This window comes from Ottowia beijingensis (assembly GCF_042680925.1).
Taxonomy (GTDB): Bacteria; Pseudomonadota; Gammaproteobacteria; order Burkholderiales; family Burkholderiaceae_C; genus Ottowia; species Ottowia beijingensis.
In genome coordinates, this window is record NZ_JBHUEP010000013.1 from 15,195 (window position 1) to 35,512 (window position 20,318).

Genomic DNA, 20,318 nt, shown 5'->3' on the forward strand with positions numbered 1-20,318 from the left:
TATGGCCACGAGAAAGAAAGAAAAAACACCGATCAGCGTCGAAGCCTTCAAGCACGAGGAAGCCACGCGCAAGAACATCCCCACGGCGGAGTACCAGGCCGTGCTGGCCAAGACCGAGCAAGCGCCGGTGCGCGTGGCGATGGAGCGGCGCAACCGCGATCTCGACCCGCAACTGGTCTGGCGCGGCAAGGATGCGCAGGACGAAGTCGACCTCGTGGTGCAGGCCGCGCCGCTCTACATTCAGGAGAAGGTGCATCCCAAGGTGCTGGTCGATGACCTGCGCCGCCAGAGCGAAGCGCGCCGCGAGGCACAGGCACAGGCGCAGCAGAAGCAAGGTACCTTCGCCGATCTATTCGCCGACTTCAACGGCCTGCCCAACGAGGCCGCGCGCACCGAGTTCTACCAGCACGACGCGCACTGGGCCAACCGCTTCATCCTCGGCGACAGCTTGCAGGTGATGGCGTCACTGGCCGAGCGCGAGGGCTTGCGCGGCAAGGTGCAGTGCATCTATTTCGATCCGCCCTACGGCATCAAATTCAACAGCAACTTTCAGTGGTCAACCACCAGCCGCGACGTGAAGGACGGCAACGCCGAGCACATCACGCGCGAGCCGGAGCAGGTGAAGGCGTTCCGCGATACCTGGCGCGATGGCATTCATTCGTATCTGACCTATCTGCGCGATCGGTTGACGGTGGCGCGGGATCTGCTGACGGAGAGTGGGTCGATCTTCGTGCAGATTGGGGATGAGAACGTGCATCGGGTGCGGGCGGTGATGGATGAGGTTTTCGGCGAGCAAAACTTCGTTGTATCCATTGTTGCTCAGAAAACCACTGGCGCAGGCAGTCCAGGTGAACTTAAGACGCTCCCGGGTGTTGCTGACAACATTCTGTGGTTCGCCCGGAATATTGAGGTTGTGAAATACAAGCAACTCTGGCGTGAAAAGGTCGCTGGCGCTGCTGGCGGAAGTCTCTACACGCAAGTTGAGGAGGCAACCGGCCTGCGTCGACCGCTACAAAGAGAAGAGAAAACCGGAGCAACGATTCCTGAAGGAGCGCGGATTTTTGGCGTTGATAATCTGACTTCGTCATCTGGTGTGGACAAGACTCGTTATCCAGTGAACGTATCAGGTCGAGAATTTCGACCTGCATCGGGCGTTTGGAAAACTGGTCAAACTGGCATGACGCGATTGCTTGCCGCGAATCGCGTTCACGCAGGCTCAGGAAGTAATCTTGGCTACATTCGCTACCTCGATGATTTCCCTGCATTTCCATTTAACAATATCTGGAGCGATGCTGTTGGCCAAAACCAGTTTGGTGGCGACAAGATCTATGTCGTTCAAACCGCGAACAAGTTGATTGAGCGGTGCATTCTGATGGCAACCACCCCCGGCGACCTCGTGCTCGACCCTACTTGCGGTTCCGGCACTACTGCCTACGTCGCCGAGCAATGGGGTCGTCGCTGGATCACGATTGACACCAGCCGCGTTGCGCTCGCACTGGCCCGCGCCCGCGTCATGGGCGCGCGCTATCCGTTCTATCTGCTCGCCGACAGCCGCGAAGGCCAGCAGAAGGAAGCCGAGATCACCCGCAGCGCGCCCAGCAGCAAGCCCACCAGCGGCAACATCCGCCACGGCTTCGTCTATGAGCGCGTGCCGCACATCACGCTGAAGTCCATCGCCAACAACGCCGAGATTAATGTCATCTGGGACAAGTTCCAGCAACTACTGGAACCGCTGCGCGAAGCCCTGAACAAGGCACTTGGTAAGCAGTGGCAGGAATGGGAGATCCCGCGCGAGCTTGACGCCAAGTGGCCGGATGCCACCAAGCAGGCGCACAAGGACTGGTGGCAGCAGCGCATCGCCCGCCAGAAGGAAATCGACGCCAGCATCGCCGCCAAGGCCGATTCCGAGTTCCTCTACGACCGCCCCTACGAAGACAAGAAGAAGGTGCGCGTGGCCGGGCCGTTCACGGTGGAAAGTCTCAGCCCGCACCGCGTGCTGGGTGTGGACGAAAACGACGAACTCATCGACCACGTTGCCGAAGCGCAGGCCGAATACGGGCGAGACTTCAACGCCATCATCCTGGAGAACCTGCGCACCGCTGGCGTGCAGCAGGCGCACAAGGCCGACAAGATCGACTTCACCGCGCTGGAACCCTGGCCGGGTGAGTTGATCTGCGCCGAGGCGCGTTATCTTGAAGGCACGGATGAAAAGCGCGCCGCCATCTTCATCGGCCCCGAGTTCGGCACCGTCACCCGCGTTGACCTCGCCGCCGCCGCGCGCGAAGCGGCCGAGGCCGACTTCGACGTGTTGATCGCCTGCGCCTTCAGCTTCGACGCCCACGCCAGCGAGCTGGGCAAGCTCGGCCGCATCCGCGTGCTGCAGGCGCGCATGAACGCCGATCTGCACATGGCCGAGGACTTGAAGAACACCGGCAAGGGCAACCTGTTCGTGATCTTCGGTGAACCGGACATCGACCTGCTCGACGGCGGCGAGGACGACGCTGCCAACCAGATGCGCGTCAAGGTGAACGGCGTGGACGTGTTCCATCCCAACAGCGGCGAAATCCGCAGCGACGGCGCAGACGGCATCGCCTGCTGGTTCATCGACACCGATTACAACGAGGAGAGCTTCTTCGTCCGCCACGCCTACTTCCTCGGCGCGAACGACCCGTACAAGGCACTCAAGACCACACTGAAGGCCGAGATCGACGCGGAGGCGTGGGCGAGCTTGAACAGCGACACCTCGCGCCCGTTCGAGAAGCCGAAGTCGGGACGAATCGCGGTGAAGGTGATCAATCACCTCGGCGATGAAGTCATGAAGGTGTTTCGCGTCTAGGGGGGTCGCATGCAGCCAGGCGACAGGGTCAGACTGAAGGCCAATCCTGGCCGAATCGGAATACTCACAAACGAATCGGATGGCCCCGCGTCACGGCGGAGAGTGCTTGTCAACTTCTTCGACGGAAGCGAGGATTTCTTTCTTCCCGGCGCACTGGAGAAGGTCGATAGGACGCCGCAAGGACCCTACGAGATGATCTTGCACGGTCGGTTTGGCCGCGTCCACGATCTGCGGGGTGCCATCACCTACTACAGGTTGAGTGGGAAGCTGGCCAACCTGATCTACAGCCTCAACTCCACCAATACGCAGTTTCTCGCGTATCAATTCAAGCCTGTGCTCCAGTTTCTGGACTCCCCGAGCAACGGCATCCTGATCGCCGACGAAGTTGGCTTGGGCAAGACCATCGAAGCTGGGCTTATTTGGACCGAACTTCGAGCTCGTCAGGACGCACGACGCCTGCTGGTGGCGTGTCCTGCCATGCTCTGCGAGAAATGGCGTCACGAACTGAACGAACGCTTTGGCGTGCGCGCCGAGATCGTCAACGCCGGAGAGCTCCTCGCGCGTCTTGAGAAGGCGGTTCGGGACCCACACGAAGAGTTCGCACTGATTGCCAGCTTGCAGGGCATCCGTCCACCACGGGACTGGGACGAGACCGACGATGCGCCACAATCCGGCGCAGCGAAGCTAGCGCGGTTTCTCGACGACGCTGATTTTGACGATGCACCGCTGGACTTGGTCATCATCGACGAAGCGCACTACCTGCGCAACAGGGAAACGAAGACCCATCGGCTGGGCGAGTTCCTCAGATCGGCTGCGCAGAACATGGTGATGTTGTCTGCCACACCGATCCAGTTACATAACCGCGATCTATTCAATCTTCTGCACCTGCTCGACAAGGAGTCATTCCCCTTTGAATGGACTTTTGAGTGGACGCTGGAAGCCAACGTACCGATGGTCAGGCTGCGAGACAGGGTTCTGAACTCTGTCGTTAGTCAGGCGGAGTTTCTCGCTGCGGTCGAGGAGGCCCTCGGTGCTGGCCATCTCGACGATAACGAGCAGCTCGCCTACCTGCAGGAAAACCCACCAAGCGACGCCGTGCTGGCCAGCGCGCGGGGACGCGCGGAGATCGCGGACAGGCTGGATCGGATCAATCCGCTCAGCAAGATCATCACCCGCACACTCAAACGCGACGTCAACGAGCACAGGGTGGAGCGATACGCTGAGGTTGTAAAGGCGACGATGGCGCCTGTGGAGGCCAGGTTCTACACGCTGGTCACGGACAAAGTCCGGGAGTTCTGTGAAAACCTCGAAATCTCTGAAGGTTTCATGCTCACCATCCCTCAACGCCAGATGGCTAGTTCGATGGCTGCTGCCTGTGCAGGCTGGCGCAGCAAGCTGACCGGCGAGTCCGATCGGGAGGGCTTGGCCGAAACAGCATACGAGCTGGACGCGGACGAGTTCTTCGCCGATCGTGAGACCAAAAAGGACGGTGTGCTGCTGCGTGAGTTGGCGAAGATCAGTGCCGCAGTCGGCGATTCCGCGGAACTCTCCAGACACGATTCGAAGTATCGCGAGCTAACGAAACGGCTGAGCAAGTATTGGAAGGAGTACCCGGGCCGCAAGGTCGTCCTGTTCACTTTTTACAAGCAAACGCTGTACTACTTGGCAGAGCGTCTAAAGGATGACGGCATCACCTCGATCGTGCTCCATGGGGGGATGGACAAGCACGATGCACTGGCGCGGTTCGAGAAACCCGATGGCGCCAACATCTTGTTGTCCACGGAGGTGGCCTCTGAAGGCGTAGACCTCCAGTTTTCAAGTCTGCTCATCAACTACGACCTGCCGTGGAATCCCGCAAAGATCGAGCAGCGTATTGGTCGCATTGACCGGATCGGGCAACAAGCCGAACGAATACTGATTTGGAACATGGTCTATGCGGACACCATTGACGAGCGCGTCCAGTCTCGCTTGATGCAGCGCCTGGACACATTCCGAAATGCACTCGGCAGCATGGAGGCCGTACTCGGAGAGGAGATTCGCAAGCTGGGTTACGAACTGCTATCGCATAGGTTAACGGCAGCCGAAGAGCGCGATCGAGTCGATCGAGCCGCTGTTGCGATTGAAACCCGGACGCAGCAAGAGCTTAAGCTTGAGGAGGAGGCGTCAAACCTGATCGCGCACGGCGAGTTCATCACCAACAAAGTCAGGGCGGCGAACGAACTGGGTCGCTACATTCGCGGTGACGATCTACTGGCCTATGTGCGCGATTTCCTGAAGCATGAGTTCGAAGGCACTCGACTCATTGCCGCCGCCGGTGAGCCGCTTGTTCAAACCGCAGAGTTGTCGATAGACGCCAAGCAGGCATTTGGAGATTTTTTGCAGGCTCATCGCCTGCAATCGCGGACCGCATTGTTGTCGTCCAAGCCGCCGCTGCTTAGGTTCGACAACAAGGTTGGCGGACCCAAATCCAGCTTGGAAATTGTCAGTCAGGACCATCCACTCGTTCGCTTTGTCAGCGAACGCATCAAAGCGACAGGCGGCGACCCCAGGTATCTCCCCGTCGCAGCAGTGCAGCTTGAATCCAGTGCCGATGCAGGCCAGCCGCCTGACATCTATGTCTACACAGTCATGCGTTGGTCTGTGTCAGGTTCGCGCGAACTGGAGCGGCTTGAGTACGTTGCAAAATCGTTGCACACCGGCCGGGTTGTCGAAGGCAGTGCAGCGGAGCGTCTCGTCAACGTCGGCGCGTTGCAAGGCCGGGAATGGCTGGGAGCGACAGGAGAACTCGACACAGCGAGAACGGCCAACCTTCAGGACGAATGCCGCGAGATTCTTGAACGGGAGTTTAAAGAGTTCGTTGAGTCCACGCGTCGCGAAGATGCGGATCGAATTCGCTTCAACGTCAGTGCATTGAGAAAGCACCTTGACGACAAGATGGAAAAGTACGACGCGAGAATTCGTGCCTATACCCACTCAGCCGATCCCAAGAAGCTGCGGATGCGGCCTGCGGAAGAAAAGCGCAAGGCCAATGAGCGGCAACGTATCGAGGAGCGCATCGCCTTGCTTGAACTCAAGGCGAAGGCAACCGAGCAGAGCAGCCTGGTATCGGCGGGTGTTATCAAAGTTGTTTGAAGAAGGGGACAAAGGTGGCGCGATCAATAAGGGAGGCGTTCATCAAGGCGCAACAGGAAGCAGATCGTAAGGGCGCATCCAGCCCTGATCGCGCCCTGGCGAACCGAAGTGCAGATGACTCAACTCGTCGCGCTGCGCAGGGGCCGCCTCCTACTGACGTCAGCGCATCGAGAGCCAACGCACAACCTATTCACTCTCACCCTGATCACACGAGGAGCAACAATCGACGAGAGACGATGGGTGGTGTCCCACCAGAACGGCCGGCACGTAGCGATTCCAAGAACGGGCGCCTAGTCTCGCATCTCCGGGGTCCCACTCGCTCAGGGCAGGCGGGTTTACGATCAGCCCAGACACGGAGTAGGCCTGCTGCGCAAAATTCACCGCCGAAACCGCCAGATCAGACCATTAGGCTTTCCATCGCTGCCAATGCAAGATTCAACCTTGGGCCAGCTATGCCCGTCGCGTCGGTGCAGTCAGACGACTTTGAGCTCTCCGGTATCGTTACTCAAGCGCATCATGGCAAGGTCGAGGACCAGCATGAGGTCACGATGGGATTGGATTTCGGCACCTCGTGCGTCAAGGTGGTCATTGGGGACCATGAACTGGGCCAAGCATTCGCTGTGCCGCTGGGGTCTGGTACAGGGATCGAGCAGTATCTGCTTCCTTCTAGGCTGTACCAAACTGGAGAGCGGTTTTCACTCACGGACGGCGCGGAGTGTCACAGAGACTTGAAGCTCTCCTTGCTCTCCGATCCAGACCAAGTTGCACTGCAATGTCGTGCCGTGGCTTTTCTAGCACTCATCATCCGACGCTCGCGCGGATGGTTGCTTAGCACTCGTGGCGGGCTCTACCGAAGCACGCAACTCTTCTGGAAGCTCGCCATCGGGTTGCCAGCCGCCCATCACCTCGATTCGCCGAAGACCGCAAGACTGTTTCAGCGCATCGGTTCCGCCGCGTGGGCGTGTGCCAACGCCGCTGGCGACGTGGGTCTCGCCTCGGTGCAAGCGGCGCTGGATCGCGCAACGGGGGAACCGACTGATGAAGATGATGCAGAGGTGATTGCGTTGCCCGAGATCGCCGCACAGATTTACGGCTTCGTGGTTTCGACCAGTTTTGACGTCAATGCCCGAAACATCTTTCTGATGGCCGACATCGGCGCGGGGACGATCGATGCGTCCCTATTCCATGTAAAGCCTTCGCGAGGAGGCAAATGGGACTTCGAGTTCTTTACCTCGGTGGTTGAGCCGAACGGGGTCAGCAACCTTCATCGACATCGAGTGAATTGGTGGAGCACTGCTCTCGACCAGAGTCGAGCGGACGCCGCTTTGACGGAACCGCTCAAGGATGCGAAGTTCGCCACCGATCAGCAGCGGGCCGTGCCTGAGAGCTTCCGAGATTATTTCAGCGGAATCGCGATCCAGTTCCCGAAAGATTCGAAGACTCCCGATGAGGGGTTCTACAGCTCCAATGTGCTGGCCCAAGTGCAAGGCAGGGCGTTCTGGCGCGCTTGGAGAAACGGGCTTTTGGACCAATCAGCCCTGACGGACATACCGTTCTTCCTGTGTGGAGGGGGTGGGCGAATGAAGTTCTACCTTGAATTGGAGAAGTCTCTTGCGTCCGTTCCGGGGCTGTCCTGGCTGCGGGCGGAGGCGTGGCATTTAGGCGTCCCCGAGGATCTCGATGCGGAAGGCATAACGACGGAAGATTTCGATCGCCTCTCTGTCGCGTACGGCTTGAGCAGAGTCGATATTGGCAATCTTCGCAAAGCCCTCCCCCTGCCCAAGTTGCGAGAAACGCCAAGTGGAGCATGGCGTGACAACTATGTAAGCAAGGATGCGTGTTAACGATGAACTTCCGCATTGCCGACACGTTCACTGACAGTCTCGCACGGTTGACCGGTGACGAGCAGAAGGTCGTCAAGACCACTGCATTCGACTTGCAACTCAATCCGGCCCATCCGGGGATGAGCTTCCACAAGCTCGACCGCGCCAAGGACACTCGATTTTGGTCGGTGCGGGCGGGCTCCGACATCCGTCTAATCGTCCACAAATCTGCGAGCAGTCTGCTGCTCTGCTACGTGGATCACCACGACAAGGCCTATGCGTGGGCGGAACGGCGCAAGCTGGAAGTGCATCCCACTACCGGCGCAGCACAGTTCGTGGAAGTGCGCGAGCGTGTGGAAGAAATCCGCGTCCCCAAATACGTGGACGAGCCGGTGCCATCGGTGCGCGTGCCAGCATCCGCCTCACCCACACCGAAGCCCTTGCTGTTCGCACAGACGGCAGAACAGTTGCTGCTGGGCTTCGGCGTGCCAGTGGAATGGCTGGAGGATGTGCGCAAGGCAGACGAAGACTCGCTGCTCGATCTGGTCGAGCACCTGCCCGCGGAAGCAGGCGAAGCCTTGCTGGAACTGGCTACGGGTGGCACGCCCAAGGCTGCGCCGGTGGTGGTGCAGCCCAATGCCGATCCCTTCGAGCACCCCGATGCCCTGCGACGCTTTCGCGTGGTGGCGAACGTGGAGGAACTGGAGCGCGCCTTCGAGTATCCGTGGGAGAAGTGGACGATTTTCCTGCACCCGGATCAGCGCCAGTTCGTGGAGCGTGACTACAACGGTCCTGCGCGCGTATCCGGCTCTGCGGGCACCGGCAAGACCATCGTAGCGTTGCACCGTGCTGCGCACCTGGCGCGCGTCAATGCCGACGCACGGGTGCTGCTGACCACATTTTCGGAAGGTCTGGCGACCGCGCTGCGAACCAGGCTTCGGCTTCTCATCAGTTCCGAACCGCGCTTGGGTGAACGCATCGAGGTGGCGGCACTTGACGCCGTGGGCCTGCGCCTCTATGAGGTCAGCTTTGGCAAGGCTCGGCTCGCTACGGCCAGCGATGTGCGGGCACGACTCGCCAAGCACGCGGCGAAAGTGTCTGGCTCGCGTTTTGGCGAATCCTTTCTGTTCGGCGAGTGGCACCAGGTCGTTGATGCGTGGCAGTTGCAGACCTGGGAGGAGTATCGCGACGTTGTGAGGCTGGGCCGTAAGACTCGGCTGTCAGAAGGGCAGCGGCAATTGCTGTGGTCGGTGTTTGATGCGGTTCGGCAGGAGCTGCAAGCCGACGGCTTGGTCTCGTTGGCGGGGGTGTTCACGCGGCTGGCCATAGAAGTGCCCAAACGCAAGCATCCGCCGTTCGAGCATGTGGTGCTGGATGAGGCGCAGGATGTGTCGGTAGCGCAGCTGAAGTTTTTGGCCGCTGTCGGCGGCGGGCGCCCGAACGCCCTGTTCTTTGCGGGCGATCTCGGCCAGCGGATCTTCCAGACGGCTTTCTCTTGGAAATCACTCGGCGTGGACGTGCGTGGACGCTCGCGTTCCTTGATGGTGAACTACCGGACCTCGCATCAGATCCGTGCGCAGGCCGATCGGCTTCTCGGTACTGAAATCGCCGATGTGGATGGCAATAGCGAATCTCGCAAGGGCACAGTGTCTGTCTTCAACGGTCCATCGCCCACGGTCCAGGAATTCAAGACCCCGGAGGACGAAAGCAAGGTCGTGGGCGACTGGATCAGAAGTCAGGTCGATGCCGGATTGGCTGCGCACGAGATCGGCGTGTTCGTCCGCAGCGAGGCCGAGTTGGAGCGTGCCCGAGAAGCTCTGCAACACGCCGACGTGCCTTTCGTGATCCTGGACGAGAGAGTGCAGTCGGTCATCGGCAAGGCATCCGTAGCCACCATGCACTTCGCCAAGGGGCTGGAATTCCGTGCCGTCGCCGTGATGGCCTGTGACGACGAGGTGATCCCCCTGCAGTCACGCATCGAGTGCGTGAGCGACGAAAGCGATCTGGACGAGGTTTACGCGACCGAGCGCCATCTTCTTTATGTGGCCTGCACGCGTGCGAGAGAATTTCTGCACGTTTCCGGCGTGAATCCGGCCTCGGAGTTCTTGGCGGACTTGACCGACTGACAACTGCCGATCAGAGATTTTTGAGGGTATTCGGACGGGCTAAGGACGGACTGAATCTGAAGAGGATGCGCGCCATCATCGAAGCCTTCGAGCGGCATCAGATCATGAGCAGACAGGCGCTGGATTCGGAGTGGGTGAGGGCCGGGATCAAGAACGTGCTGCTGGGGCCGGCGGGGTTGTACGAGGGGTTGCGGGGCGGCGCGCAGTAGGTGCCTGGCGCTCCAGGGCTTGAATTGGCTGGGAACGGTTGGTTTGAGGCGGTAGCGGAGAGCATCCAGTTGTCCGATCAGTTCGCTGGGATGGTGAGTTGACAACCTTCACGAACTCTTCTCGCTTCCCTGTCTGTCCGGGGGAACAAACGGGGGAAAAAATAAAAACCTAATCGGAGAATTCGTAGATTTCATGCGCGTAAGCGCAGATCATTCAGTAGATGGTCGCCCACCAATATTGAAGCCCCAACCGTTCTCGGTTGGGGTTTTTTCTTGGCCGTTCCCCGCGTGTTTGCTGCGTTTCGGGGCATCGCCCTTCGGACGCGGGCGTGGCCGGTTCGCGGCGCTAGGCTCTCTGACGACTCTCTCTTCTCTGTTTTTCTCTGGCGTCCGTGGAGTGCTCCGAGGGCGACTTCCTTGCGAGACAAGGGTTTGGAGACGGTCGGTTGTAGTTTGAGACTGCTACAGCAGCAAGGACTGAGACGCCGCCGAGACGGGCCCCGCATCGAAGGTTTCCACGGGTGCGAGCCGCAGCAGGCTCTGTGCCTCGTCCACCGTGCCGCGCAGCCACTGCTCGACGTCACCCGCATCGATGGGGATCACCGACCGCTTGTCCTGCGCATCGGGTGGCAAGTTGGGTTCGGGTTTGTGCATCCGGCGCATCAGCGGGTGGATACGTTGCTCAAGCAGGGGCTGACACAAACCGTCGGCCAGTTGCGGGAGTGGAAGGTAGCGATCTGACGGACGCGGGTTCGATTCCGCAAATGGGAATTGAACCGGGCCCGTCCCTCGCAAAGTTGACGCCCCTGCAGTGGTCGACCGTGCGCCGGTGAAAACTGCAGAAATGCCCCGAAAGTGGGCTGTCAAGGTCCACTTTTCACTGGAATCCGCAGCAATCCGCTACTTGCCGAGACCCCGATTTCGGGTCCATTCAACGCGGTTTGGGACCGGCTACCATCCCACCACCACATTCAAGGGCTCGGATCATTTCCGGGCCCTTTGTCTTTCTGGCGACGACGCATTTGCGCCCGAGTTGCCGCATCGAAAAAGAAAAAGTCCGCACGGGTGTGAACCTGTGCGGACTTCAATGTGGTGCCGACTGCCGGGATCGAACTGGCGACCTACGCGTTACGAGTGCGTTGCTCTACCAACTGAGCTAAGTCGGCGAAATTGGAACCAAAGATTATAGCGCGACTGACCGGGATCGTGGATGATGCAGGGCCTCGATTCGATCAGGCATGGGCAGGAATCCGCAAACGCCTCTAGACTGGTTGTCCCGATCCCCACATACACAGGAGAGCTATCAGATGCTGAAGTCCGACCACATTCTCGACACCCAGGCGCTGCTCGATGTGCCGGCCAAGCCGCTGGCGCCCACGCGCCGCACCGCGCTCAAGCTGGGCCTGGGCGCGGGCTATGCCGCGGCGACGCTGCCGATCATGGCGCAGACGGCCATCAAGACCTCGGCCGAGGGGCTGACGGCGGGCGAGGTGACGATCGACGTGGCCGGCTTCAAGATGCCCGCCTACCGCGCGCAGCCGGCGGGCAAGACGGGGCTGCCGGTGGTGCTGGTGCTGTCGGAGATCTTCGGCGTGCACGAGTACATCGCCGACACGGCGCGGCGCTTTGCCAAGGCGGGCTATCTGGCCATCGCGCCCGAGCTGTTCGTGCGCCAGGGCGATGCGCAGAGCTATGGCGAGATGGCCAAGCTGATGAGCGAGGTGATCTCAAAGGTGCCCGATGCGCAGGTGCTGGGCGACCTGGACGCCACGGTGGCCTGGGTCGCGGCCCACGGCGGCAATGCCGACAAGCTGGGCGTGACCGGCTTCTGCTGGGGCGGGCGCCAGACTTGGCTGTACACGGCGCACAACCCGAAGGTGAAGGCCGGTGTGGCCTGGTACGGGCGCCTGGTGGGCGACAGCACGGCGCTGACGCCGAAGCACCCGGTGGAACTGGCGGCGCAGCTGAAGGGGCCGGTGCTGGGCCTGTACGGCGCGGCCGACACGGGCATTCCGCTGGACACGGTGGAGAGGATGAAGGCGGCGCTGGCGGAGGCGGGTGCCAAGGGCAATGCGGCGGCCAAGGCGTCGGAGTTCGTGGTGTACCCCGACGCGCCGCACGCCTTCCATGCCGACTACCGCCCGAGCTTCCGCAAGGAAGCGGCCGAGGATGGCTGGAAGCGCGCGCTGGCGTGGTTCAAGCAGCACGGTGTGGGGTAAGCGTAAGGCCAGGCTGCAGCAACTGGACAGGAAAAGCCGCCCGAAGGGGCGGCTTTTCTTTCTGGCGTTTGTCAAAAATGCTTGATTACCAAGAAGTCTCGGATGACGCGCGGATCTCATCCGCTGTGTGGGAACGGGCTTGCCCGCGATCAGGCGTTCGTGGCGACGAGGCGCCTCATCGCGGGCAAGCCCGCTCCCACAACACGGTCTGAGACTTGTTGCTGATCAAACAAAATGATAGCTGCTTGCGCTGATAAACAGGCGATTTCAACATCATTCAATTCTGAAATTGTTTAATGACGAGCGCAGCCAGCTATCAAATACGTAGAGCCTGATCCCTCAACCCTGCGCCATCGGCAGCCCCGGCGTGCGGCTCCATTCGCTCCAGCTGCCGCCGTACAGCGCGGCGGGCGGGTAGCCGGCCAGTTCCATGGCCAGCACGTTGGGCACGGCGCTGACGCCGCTGCCGCAGTGGTGCACCACGCCAACGGCGTCGCGCCCGGCCAGCAGCGCATCGAACTCGGCCTGGAGCTGCTCGCGCGGCTTGAAGCGGCCGTCGGCGCCCAGGTTGTCGGTGAAGGGGCGGTTCAGCGCACCGGGGATGTGGCCGGCCACCGGATCGAGCGTCTCGGTCTCGCCGCGGTAGCGCGCCGCGCCGCGGGCGTCGATCAGTGTCTGCGTGGGGCGACCCAGCTGTTGCAGCACCTCGTCGGTGTGCACCAGGCGGCGCAGGGCGGGCTTCAGGGAGAACTGGCCGCGTGCGCGCCGGGGCGGGGGGCCGGATTCGACCGCGCCCGCCGCCTCCCAGGCCTGCAGGCCGCCGTCGAGCACGGCCACGGCGTCGTGGCCGGCCCACTTCAGCATCCACCACAGGCGGCCGCAGTAGTTGGCGCCGTTGCGGTCGTACACCACGGCCTGCATGGCGTTGTCGAAGCCCAGCGCTTGCAGGGTCTGCGCAAACAGCTCTCGTTTTGGTAGCGGATGGCGCCCGCCGTTGACAGCGTTGGCCGGGTCGTGCGCGCTCAGGTCGCGTTCCAGGTGCGCCTGCACGGCCCCGGCGATGTGCTTCTCGGCGAACATGGCGTCGGCCTTGTCGGGGTTGCCCAGTTCCGAACTGCAGTCGAACACCAGCAGCGGCGCGTCGCTGGCGTGCAGGGCTTTCAGCTCGTCGACGGAAATCAGATGGGTGTAGTGCATGTCAGTGCGATTCAGCGGGCGGGTTGGGCAATGCACGGGCGCGCAGGAAGGTGGCGGTCATGCCGCTGGCGATGATGGTGGCCATGCCGGCCCAGCCGATCAGCGGCATCCGGTCGCCGAACAGCAGCAGCCCGAATAGCGCCGCGAAGATGATGCCCGAATACTGCAGGTTGGCCACCACCATGGTGGCGCCGCGGGTGTAAGCGCGCGTCATCGACAACTGCCCCAGCGCCGCCAGGATGCCGATGGGCAGCAGCCACAGTGCCTGCACGGTGTTCAGCGGGTGCATCTCGAAGAACAGCATGCCGATGCCGCCGGCCAGCGTGGCGCCGAGCGAAAAATAGAACACGGTGCGCGCCTCCGGCTCGCCCACGCGGCCGAGCGCGGCGACCTGGATGTAGGCCAGCGCCGACATCAGGCCCGACATCAGCCCGATCAGGCCGGCGAACAGCTGATTCTGTTCCAGCGTGGGGCGCAGCATCATGATGACGCCGGCAAAGCCCGCCATCACGGCCAGCACCAGTGGCCCCTGGCGGCGGATGTCGGCGATGCGGCCCAGCAGCAGCGTGCCGCCGATCAGGAAGGCGGCCACCCACACGCCACTCATGTAGTTCAGCGTCATGGCCGTGGCCAGCGGCAGGTGGGCGATGGCGTAGAACCAGCACACCAGCGCCGACACGCCGACCACGTTGCGCCACACGTGCATCATGGGCACCGTGGTGCGCAGGCTGACCTGGCGCGAGCGCATCATGATCCACAGGAAAACCATGCCGATGGCGCCGCGGTAGCAGACGATCTCCAGCGGGCCGAAGTAGGGCGAGGCGTACTTGATGCACACGCTCATCAGCGCGAAGAACAGCGAGGCGGCGATCATCCAGGCGGCTTGCATGGGCGGCGATTATGAATCAAATCGGGCTATGGCGCCCGTCAGGTAAGCGCGGAGAGCTACAAAAACAAAAGCGCCGGTTGTTGTGTCAACCGGCGCTGTCTAGTATTCCAAAGGCCGCGGAGCAGGCCATGCCAGTGATCGCCGTGGAAGGGCTTGGCCCGCCCACTGGCGATGTCCCCCCTCGCGCAGCAGAGGGGGAAGCGCCGTCAGGCGCTCAGGGGGGTGGCACCGATTTTTTTTCGGTACCACTCATGGAAGTGCTGCATGCCGTCCTCCATCGGGCTCTGGTACGGGCCGACCTCGTTGTCGCCGCGCAGCATCAGCGCCTTGCGGCCGGCGTCCATGCGCTCGGCGATCTCGTCGTCCTCGATGGCGGTCTCCATGTAGGCAGCGCGCTGTGCCTCGACGAACTCGCGCTCGAAGGCGACGATTTCCTCGGGGTAGTAGAACTCGACCATGTTCAGCGTCTTGTCGACGCTGATCGGGTGCAGCGTGCTGACGGTGAGCACGTGCGGATACCACTCGACCATGATGTGCGGGTAGTAGGTCAGCCAGATGGCGCCGCGCGTGGGCTGCTCGCCGCCCTGGTAGTTCAGCAGCACCTCGTGCCACTTCCTGTACACGTCGGAGCCGGGCTTGGCGAAGGTGGGGGCCACGCCCACGGTCTGCACCGAATACTCGCTGCCGAACTGCCACTGCAGGTCGTCGCAGGTGACGAAGTTGCCCAGGCCGGGGTGGAAGGGGCCGACGTGGTAGTCCTCCAGATAGACCTCGATGAAGGTCTTCCAGTTGTAGTTGCACTCGTGCATCTCGACGTGGTCGAGCGCGAAGCCCTCGAACGACAGGTCCTTCGCCACGCCCATGCCGGCCAGGTCGGCGGCGATGTCGCGGCCGTTGTCCTCGAACAGCAGGCCGTTCCACTCGCGCAGCTTGTAGTTGTGGAGGTTCAGGCAGGGGTCGTGCTTGAAGTGCGGCGCGCCCAGCAGTTCGCCCTGGGGCGAATAGGTCCAGCGGTGCAGCGGGCACACGATGTTGCCGCCGGCATGGCCCTTGGCCTCGGTCTGCAGCGAGCCGCGGCCCTTCAGCATCACGGCCTGGCGGTGGCGGCAGACGTTGGAGATCAGCTCGATGCCGCCCTGCGGGTTGCGCGCCAGCGCGCGGCCCTCGGCCTCTTGCGGCAGGGCGAAGTAATCACCAGGGTTGGGCACGGCGAGCTGGTGCCCGACGTAGCGCGGACCGGACTCGAAGATGAGCCGCTTTTCGCGCTCGAACAGCGCCTGGTCGAAATAGGAGGTGACGGGAAGTTGACTTGCCGCCTGCTGTAATTGAAGACTCAAATCAGACATGGTGTTCCGATCCAAAGACTCCCCCTATGAAGGGGCAGGAAGTAAGCGCTTTGGCATCCGAGGATATTGGGCGCGCGAACCCAGTGGTTTTTGAGGCCAAGGGAACCTTTTATTTTACCCGGATGAGGGTGGTTGTGCAGTTTTCAAGCCTGTAGTCCGGGGCCGCGTTCTGTGCGCTTTGCCCGCGGTGTGGCGGGGGCGCACCTAAAATAGGCACCTTTGCCCGCCATGTCCCGAAAAGCACCCGCCACCCCCGCCGCGCCCGCCAGCTATGGCGATGCCGTGCAGCAGCTCGAGCAGCTGGTGGCCGGCCTGGAGTCGGGCCAGTTGCCGCTGGAGGAGTTGCTGGGCCAGTACCAGCGCGGCACCGAGCTGCTGCGCTACTGCCGCGACCGCCTGCAGGCGGTGGAAGACCAGGTCAAGGTGCTCGACGACAGCGGCGCCATCAAGCCGTGGACGGCGGAATGAACGGGGTGGTTTTGAACGGATCAGCATCGAGCGTGACGGATTTTTCGGCCTGGATGGCAGCGCAGGGCGCGCGTGTCGAGCAGGCCCTGTCGGACTGGGTGCCCGCCAGCACCCCGGCCGGCTTGGGCGAGGCCATGCGCTACGCCGTGCTGGACGGCGGCAAGCGCCTGCGCCCGTTGCTGGTGCTGGCTGCCGCCGAGGCGGTGCAGGGCCATGCCGAGGCGGCCCTGCGCGCCGCCTGCGCGGCGGAGTTGATCCACGCCTATTCGCTGGTGCACGACGACATGCCTTGCATGGACAACGACGTGCTGCGCCGCGGCAAGCCCACGGTGCATGTGCAGTTTGGTGAAGCCACCGCGCTGCTGGCAGGCGATGCCCTGCAGGCGCTGGCGTTCGAACTGCTCACGCCCGAGGGCGACGCGGTGCCGCCCGCCATGCAGGCCGATCTGTGCCGCCTGCTGGCGTGCGCCGCCGGGGCCCACGGCATGGCCGGCGGGCAGGCCATCGACCTGGCCAGCGTCGGCAAGCCGCTGGCCGAGCCCGAACTGCGCGCCATGCACCGCCTGAAGACCGGCGCGCTGCTGCAGGGCAGCGTGCGCATGGGCGCGGCCTGCGCGTCCGATGTGCCGACGGCCGCGCGCAAGGCGCTGGACGACTACGGCGCCGCCATCGGCCTGGCGTTTCAGGTGGTGGACGACATCCTCGACGTCACCGCCGATTCCGCCGCCCTGGGCAAGACGGCGGGCAAGGACGCTGCCGCCGACAAACCCACCTACGTGTCACTGCTGGGGCTGGCCGCGTCGCAGGCCCTGGCCGACGAACTGCGCGCCCAGGCCCATGGCGCGCTCGATGCCAGCGGCCTGCGCGACGTCTCGCGCCTGCGCGCACTGGCCGATCTGGTGGTGAACCGCAAGAACTGACATGGCTTCCACGAACCTTCTCGACTCCATCCACGACCCCGCCGAGCTGCGCCGCCTGCCGCGCACGCAGCTGAAAGGGCTGGCCGACGAACTGCGCGAATGCGTGCTGCAGAACGTGGCCAAGACCGGCGGCCACCTCAGCTCCAACCTGGGCACGGTGGAGCTGACCATCGCACTGCACTACGTCTTCAACACACCGCAGGACCGCCTGGTGTGGGACGTGGGCCACCAGACCTACCCGCACAAGATCCTGACCGGCCGGCGCGAGCGCATGCCCACGCTGCGCCAGCTGGGTGGCATCTCGGGCTTTCCGCGCCGCGACGAGAGCGAGTACGACACCTTCGGCACCGCGCATTCGTCCACCAGCATCTCCGCCGCGCTGGGCATGGCCCTGGCCGCGCGCCAGAAGGGCGAGGACCGCAAGGCCGTGGCCATCATCGGCGACGGCGCCATGACCGCCGGCATGGCCTTCGAGGCGCTGAACAACGCCGGCGTGGAGCGCGATGCGCGCCTGCTGCTGGTGCTGAACGACAACGACATGAGCATCAGCCCGCCCGTCGGCGCGCTCAACCGCTACCTGGCGCAGCTGATGAGCGGCGGCTTCTACGCCGCCGCCAAGAACGTGGGCCGCACCGTGCTGGGCCCGGTGCCGCCGCTGTTCGAGCTGGCCAAGCGCATCGAGCAGGGCGCCAAGGGCATGGTGGTGCCGGCCACGCTGTTCGAGAAGTTCGGCTTCAACTACATCGGCCCCATCGACGGGCACGACCTGGATTCGCTCATCCCCACGCTGGAGAACATCCGCGACCGCATGGCCAAGCAGGAAGGCCCGCAGTTCCTTCACGTGGTGACCAAGAAAGGCCAGGGCTACAAGCTGGCCGAGGCCGACCCGGTGGCCTACCACGGCCCCGGCAAGTTCGACCCGGCCGTGGGCCTGGTCAAGCCCGCCACGCCGCCCAAGCCCACCTTCACGCAGGTGTTCGGCCAGTGGCTGTGCGACATGGCCGAGCACGACCAGCGCCTGGTCGGCATCACGCCCGCCATGCGCGAAGGCTCGGGCATGGTCGAGTTCCACAAGCGCTTTCCGGATCGCTACTACGACGTCGGCATCGCCGAGCAGCACGCCGTGACCTTTGCCGCCGGCCTGGCCTGCGAAGGGCTGAAGCCGGTGGTGGCCATCTATTCCACCTTCCTGCAGCGCGCCTACGACCAGCTGATCCACGACGTGGCGATCCAGAAGCTGCCCATGGTGCTGGCCCTCGACCGCGCCGGCCTGGTGGGCGCCGACGGTGCCACGCACGCCGGCAACTACGACATTGCCTACCTGCGCTGCATTCCCAACGTCAGCGTGGCCTGCCCCGCCGACGAGCGCGAATGCCGCCAGCTGCTGAGCACGGCGTTCGCGCAAGACCACGCCGTGGCGGTGCGCTACCCGCGCGGCGCCGGCGTGGGCGCCGAGCCGCTGCAAGACCTGTCGGCGCTGCCTTTTGGCAAGGGCGAGATTCGCCGTACCGGCCAGCGCATCGCCATCCTGGCCTTCGGCCCGCTGCTGTACCCGGCGCTGCAGGCCGCCGAGCGCCTGGGCGCCACCGTGGTCAACATGCGCTGGGCCAAGCCGCTGGATACCGAGCTGCTGCTGCAGGTGGCCGCCGGCCACGAGGCCCTGGTCACGCTGGAAGAGGGCGCCGTCATGGGCGGCGCCGGCAGCGCCGTGGCCGAGGCGCTGGCCGCAGCCGGCGTCGTCAAGCCCTTGCTGCAGCTGGGCCTGCCCGACGAGTTCATCGAGCACGGCGATCCGGCGCGCCTGCTCAGCCTGCAGGGGCTGGACGCCGCCGGCATCGAGGCGTCGGTGCGCCAGCGCTTCGGCGAACTGGCCAGCGCGGCATCCCCGGCGCTGAAGATCGTCGCCTGACCGACTTGTTCACGGCTTCGCGGCCGCGGACAGGTGAATCCCTAGTCCGTGCCGATAAACCGGCCGTTACACTTCCGTGTTCTCAATGTCAATCAAGGAGTATTCATCCATGGATCGTCGTTCCCTCATCAAGCGCGCCGGCATTGCCGGGGTTCTGGCCGCCGGCGTGGCCCCTGCCGTGCACGCGCAGCCGGCCGTGCGCTGGCGCCTGGCCTCGAGCTTCCCCAAGTCGCTGGACACGATCTTCGGCAGCGCCGAGAAGATGTCGCAGACCGTCAAGGCGCTGTCGGGCGGCAAGTTCGAGGTGTCGGTGCACCCCGCGGGTGAACTGATGCCCGCCTTCGGCGTGGTCGACGCGCTGGAGAAGGACACCATCGAGATGGCCCAGTCCGCCGCCTACTACTTCGCCGGCAAGGACCCGATCTTCTCGCTGAGCTGCGCCGTGCCCTTCGGCCCGACGACGCTGCAGATGAACGCCTGGAAGGACCATGGCAACGGCCGCAAGCTGCTGGATGCGTTCTTCGCCAAGTACAACTTCAAGACCGCCAGCGGCGGCAACACCACCACCCAGATGGGCGGCTGGTATCGCAAGGAAATCAAGACCCCCGGCGACCTGAAGGGCCTGAAGATGCGCCTGGGCGGCGGCATCTTCGGCGAGGCCATGGCCAAGCTGGGCGTGGTGGCGCAGTCCATGCCTGCCGGCGACGTGTACCAGGCGCTGGAAAAGGGCACGCTGGACGCGGTGGAATTCGTCGGCCCGTACGACGACGAGAAGCTGGGCTTCAACAAGGTCGCGCCGTACTACTACTACCCCGGCTGGTGGGAGGGCGGTGCCGATCTGGAGTTCTTCGTCAACGTCAAGAAGTACAACACGCTGTCGGCCGAGAACAAGGCCATCCTGGATGCGGCCATGAAGGTGGCCGCCGCCGACATGACCTCCAAGTACGGCGCGCAGAACCCGCAGGCGCTCAAGCGCCTGGTGGCCAGCGGCACCAAGCTGACGCTGTTCCCCAAGGCGGTGATGGATGCGGGCTTCAAGGCCTCCATGGAAGCCTTTGCCGAGAACGACGCCAAGTCGGCCGAGTTCAAGAAGATCCACCAGGACATGCGCGCCTTCCAGCGCGACCAGATCCTGTGGAACCGTTTCTCGGAGTTCCCGTACAACCAGTACATGAACAGCGTCAAAATCTGACGCCCGCCGCCGGGCGATGCGCCCGGAACGAAAAAAGCCGCTCATCGAGAGC

14 protein-coding genes and 1 tRNA gene are annotated in these 20,318 nt (G+C 63.2%); 10 read left to right on the forward strand and 5 right to left on the reverse strand.

Annotated features, from left to right (window positions below; genetic code table 11):
• Position 1 precedes the first annotated feature (1 nt).
• The 5 genes from ACFSCU_RS17275 (at position 2) to ACFSCU_RS17295 (ending at position 10,126) form a co-directional block, all read left to right on the forward strand.
• A complete protein-coding gene (locus tag ACFSCU_RS17275) occupies positions 2–2,836 on the forward strand; it encodes a site-specific DNA-methyltransferase (protein ID WP_377561249.1) in 2,835 nt (944 codons plus the stop codon).
• A 102-nt stretch (positions 2,837–2,938) separates the two neighbouring features.
• The gene (locus tag ACFSCU_RS17280) at positions 2,939–5,968 is read left to right on the forward strand and encodes an SNF2-related protein (RefSeq protein ID WP_377561250.1); all 3,030 of its coding nucleotides are present in this window, start codon (positions 2,939–2,941) and stop codon (positions 5,966–5,968) included.
• Between the two features lie 452 nt (positions 5,969–6,420).
• Entirely contained in the window at positions 6,421–7,812 is a 1,392-nt protein-coding gene (locus tag ACFSCU_RS17285) for a hypothetical protein (protein ID WP_377561251.1), read from the forward strand.
• A gap of 2 nt (positions 7,813–7,814) precedes the next feature.
• Positions 7,815–9,917 carry a 3'-5' exonuclease gene (locus ACFSCU_RS17290; RefSeq protein WP_377561252.1) on the forward strand — a complete coding sequence of 701 codons (2,103 nt, stop codon included), beginning with the start codon at positions 7,815–7,817 and terminating at the stop codon, positions 9,915–9,917.
• A gap of 65 nt (positions 9,918–9,982) precedes the next feature.
• Complete coding sequence (locus ACFSCU_RS17295) at positions 9,983–10,126, forward strand: hypothetical protein (protein ID WP_180549643.1); 144 nt, start codon at positions 9,983–9,985, stop codon at positions 10,124–10,126.
• A 462-nt stretch (positions 10,127–10,588) separates the two neighbouring features.
• Here the strand turns inward: ACFSCU_RS17295 and ACFSCU_RS17300 are convergent, their stop codons facing one another.
• Both ACFSCU_RS17300 and ACFSCU_RS17305 read right to left on the reverse strand, forming a co-directional pair.
• Positions 10,589–10,780, reverse strand: a complete 192-nt coding sequence (locus tag ACFSCU_RS17300; RefSeq protein ID WP_307776770.1) for a hypothetical protein — start codon at positions 10,778–10,780, stop codon at positions 10,589–10,591.
• Positions 10,781–11,216: 436 nt separating this feature from the next.
• Positions 11,217–11,292, reverse strand: a tRNA-Thr gene (locus ACFSCU_RS17305).
• Positions 11,293–11,433: 141 nt separating this feature from the next.
• On the opposite strand from ACFSCU_RS17305, the gene ACFSCU_RS17310 reads away from it, so the two are divergent.
• Positions 11,434–12,345, forward strand: coding sequence for a dienelactone hydrolase family protein (locus tag ACFSCU_RS17310; protein ID WP_180549642.1), 912 nt, complete (start codon positions 11,434–11,436; stop codon positions 12,343–12,345).
• A gap of 339 nt (positions 12,346–12,684) precedes the next feature.
• Here ACFSCU_RS17310 and ACFSCU_RS17315 read toward each other — a convergent pair whose 3' ends face one another.
• The 3 genes from ACFSCU_RS17315 to ACFSCU_RS17325 all read right to left on the reverse strand — a co-directional run bounded on the left by ACFSCU_RS17315 (position 12,685) and on the right by ACFSCU_RS17325 (position 15,777).
• Positions 12,685–13,542 (reverse strand): sulfurtransferase, encoded by an 858-nt coding sequence (locus ACFSCU_RS17315; protein WP_377561253.1) that lies wholly within the window; start codon positions 13,540–13,542, stop codon positions 12,685–12,687.
• Between the two features lies 1 nt (position 13,543).
• The gene (locus ACFSCU_RS17320; RefSeq protein WP_180549641.1) at positions 13,544–14,431 is read right to left on the reverse strand and encodes a DMT family transporter; all 888 of its coding nucleotides are present in this window, start codon (positions 14,429–14,431) and stop codon (positions 13,544–13,546) included.
• Between the two features lie 206 nt (positions 14,432–14,637).
• Positions 14,638–15,777, reverse strand: coding sequence for an aromatic ring-hydroxylating oxygenase subunit alpha (locus tag ACFSCU_RS17325; protein WP_333708243.1), 1,140 nt, complete (start codon positions 15,775–15,777; stop codon positions 14,638–14,640).
• Between the two features lie 228 nt (positions 15,778–16,005).
• Here ACFSCU_RS17325 and xseB point away from each other — a divergent pair, with 228 nt between their 5' ends.
• The 4 genes from xseB (at position 16,006) to ACFSCU_RS17345 (ending at position 20,266) form a co-directional block, all read left to right on the forward strand.
• Positions 16,006–16,245: an exodeoxyribonuclease VII small subunit gene (gene xseB / locus ACFSCU_RS17330; RefSeq protein WP_180549639.1), complete on the forward strand. Its 240-nt coding sequence runs from the start codon at positions 16,006–16,008 to the stop codon at positions 16,243–16,245.
• Positions 16,242–17,165 carry a polyprenyl synthetase family protein gene (locus ACFSCU_RS17335; protein ID WP_180549638.1) on the forward strand — a complete coding sequence of 308 codons (924 nt, stop codon included), beginning with the start codon at positions 16,242–16,244 and terminating at the stop codon, positions 17,163–17,165. The genes xseB and ACFSCU_RS17335 overlap by 4 nt, the downstream gene beginning before the upstream one ends.
• A gap of 1 nt (position 17,166) precedes the next feature.
• Positions 17,167–19,074: a 1-deoxy-D-xylulose-5-phosphate synthase gene (dxs, locus tag ACFSCU_RS17340; protein ID WP_377561254.1), complete on the forward strand. Its 1,908-nt coding sequence runs from the start codon at positions 17,167–17,169 to the stop codon at positions 19,072–19,074.
• Between the two features lie 109 nt (positions 19,075–19,183).
• The gene (locus tag ACFSCU_RS17345; RefSeq protein ID WP_377561255.1) at positions 19,184–20,266 is read left to right on the forward strand and encodes a TRAP transporter substrate-binding protein; all 1,083 of its coding nucleotides are present in this window, start codon (positions 19,184–19,186) and stop codon (positions 20,264–20,266) included.
• The last annotated feature ends 52 nt before the right edge of the window (positions 20,267–20,318 follow it).

Bases quoted from the DNA above. Each gene is read 5' to 3' on its own strand.
- ACFSCU_RS17275 (WP_377561249.1), top strand. From the start codon at position 2: ATGGCCACGAGAAAGAAAGAAAAAACACCGATCAGCGTCGAAGCCTTC.
- ACFSCU_RS17285 (WP_377561251.1), top strand. From the start codon at position 6,421: ATGCCCGTCGCGTCGGTGCAGTCAGACGACTTTGAGCTCTCCGGTATC.
- ACFSCU_RS17290 (WP_377561252.1), top strand. From the start codon at position 7,815: ATGAACTTCCGCATTGCCGACACGTTCACTGACAGTCTCGCACGGTTG.
- ACFSCU_RS17295 (WP_180549643.1), top strand. From the start codon at position 9,983: ATGCGCGCCATCATCGAAGCCTTCGAGCGGCATCAGATCATGAGCAGA.
- ACFSCU_RS17300 (WP_307776770.1), bottom strand. From the start codon at position 10,780: ATGCACAAACCCGAACCCAACTTGCCACCCGATGCGCAGGACAAGCGG.
- ACFSCU_RS17310 (WP_180549642.1), top strand. From the start codon at position 11,434: ATGCTGAAGTCCGACCACATTCTCGACACCCAGGCGCTGCTCGATGTG.
- ACFSCU_RS17315 (WP_377561253.1), bottom strand. From the start codon at position 13,542: ATGCACTACACCCATCTGATTTCCGTCGACGAGCTGAAAGCCCTGCAC.
- ACFSCU_RS17320 (WP_180549641.1), bottom strand. From the start codon at position 14,431: ATGCAAGCCGCCTGGATGATCGCCGCCTCGCTGTTCTTCGCGCTGATG.
- ACFSCU_RS17325 (WP_333708243.1), bottom strand. From the start codon at position 15,777: ATGTCTGATTTGAGTCTTCAATTACAGCAGGCGGCAAGTCAACTTCCC.
- xseB (WP_180549639.1), top strand. From the start codon at position 16,006: ATGTCCCGAAAAGCACCCGCCACCCCCGCCGCGCCCGCCAGCTATGGC.
- ACFSCU_RS17335 (WP_180549638.1), top strand. From the start codon at position 16,242: ATGAACGGGGTGGTTTTGAACGGATCAGCATCGAGCGTGACGGATTTT.
- dxs (WP_377561254.1), top strand. From the start codon at position 17,167: ATGGCTTCCACGAACCTTCTCGACTCCATCCACGACCCCGCCGAGCTG.
- ACFSCU_RS17345 (WP_377561255.1), top strand. From the start codon at position 19,184: ATGGATCGTCGTTCCCTCATCAAGCGCGCCGGCATTGCCGGGGTTCTG.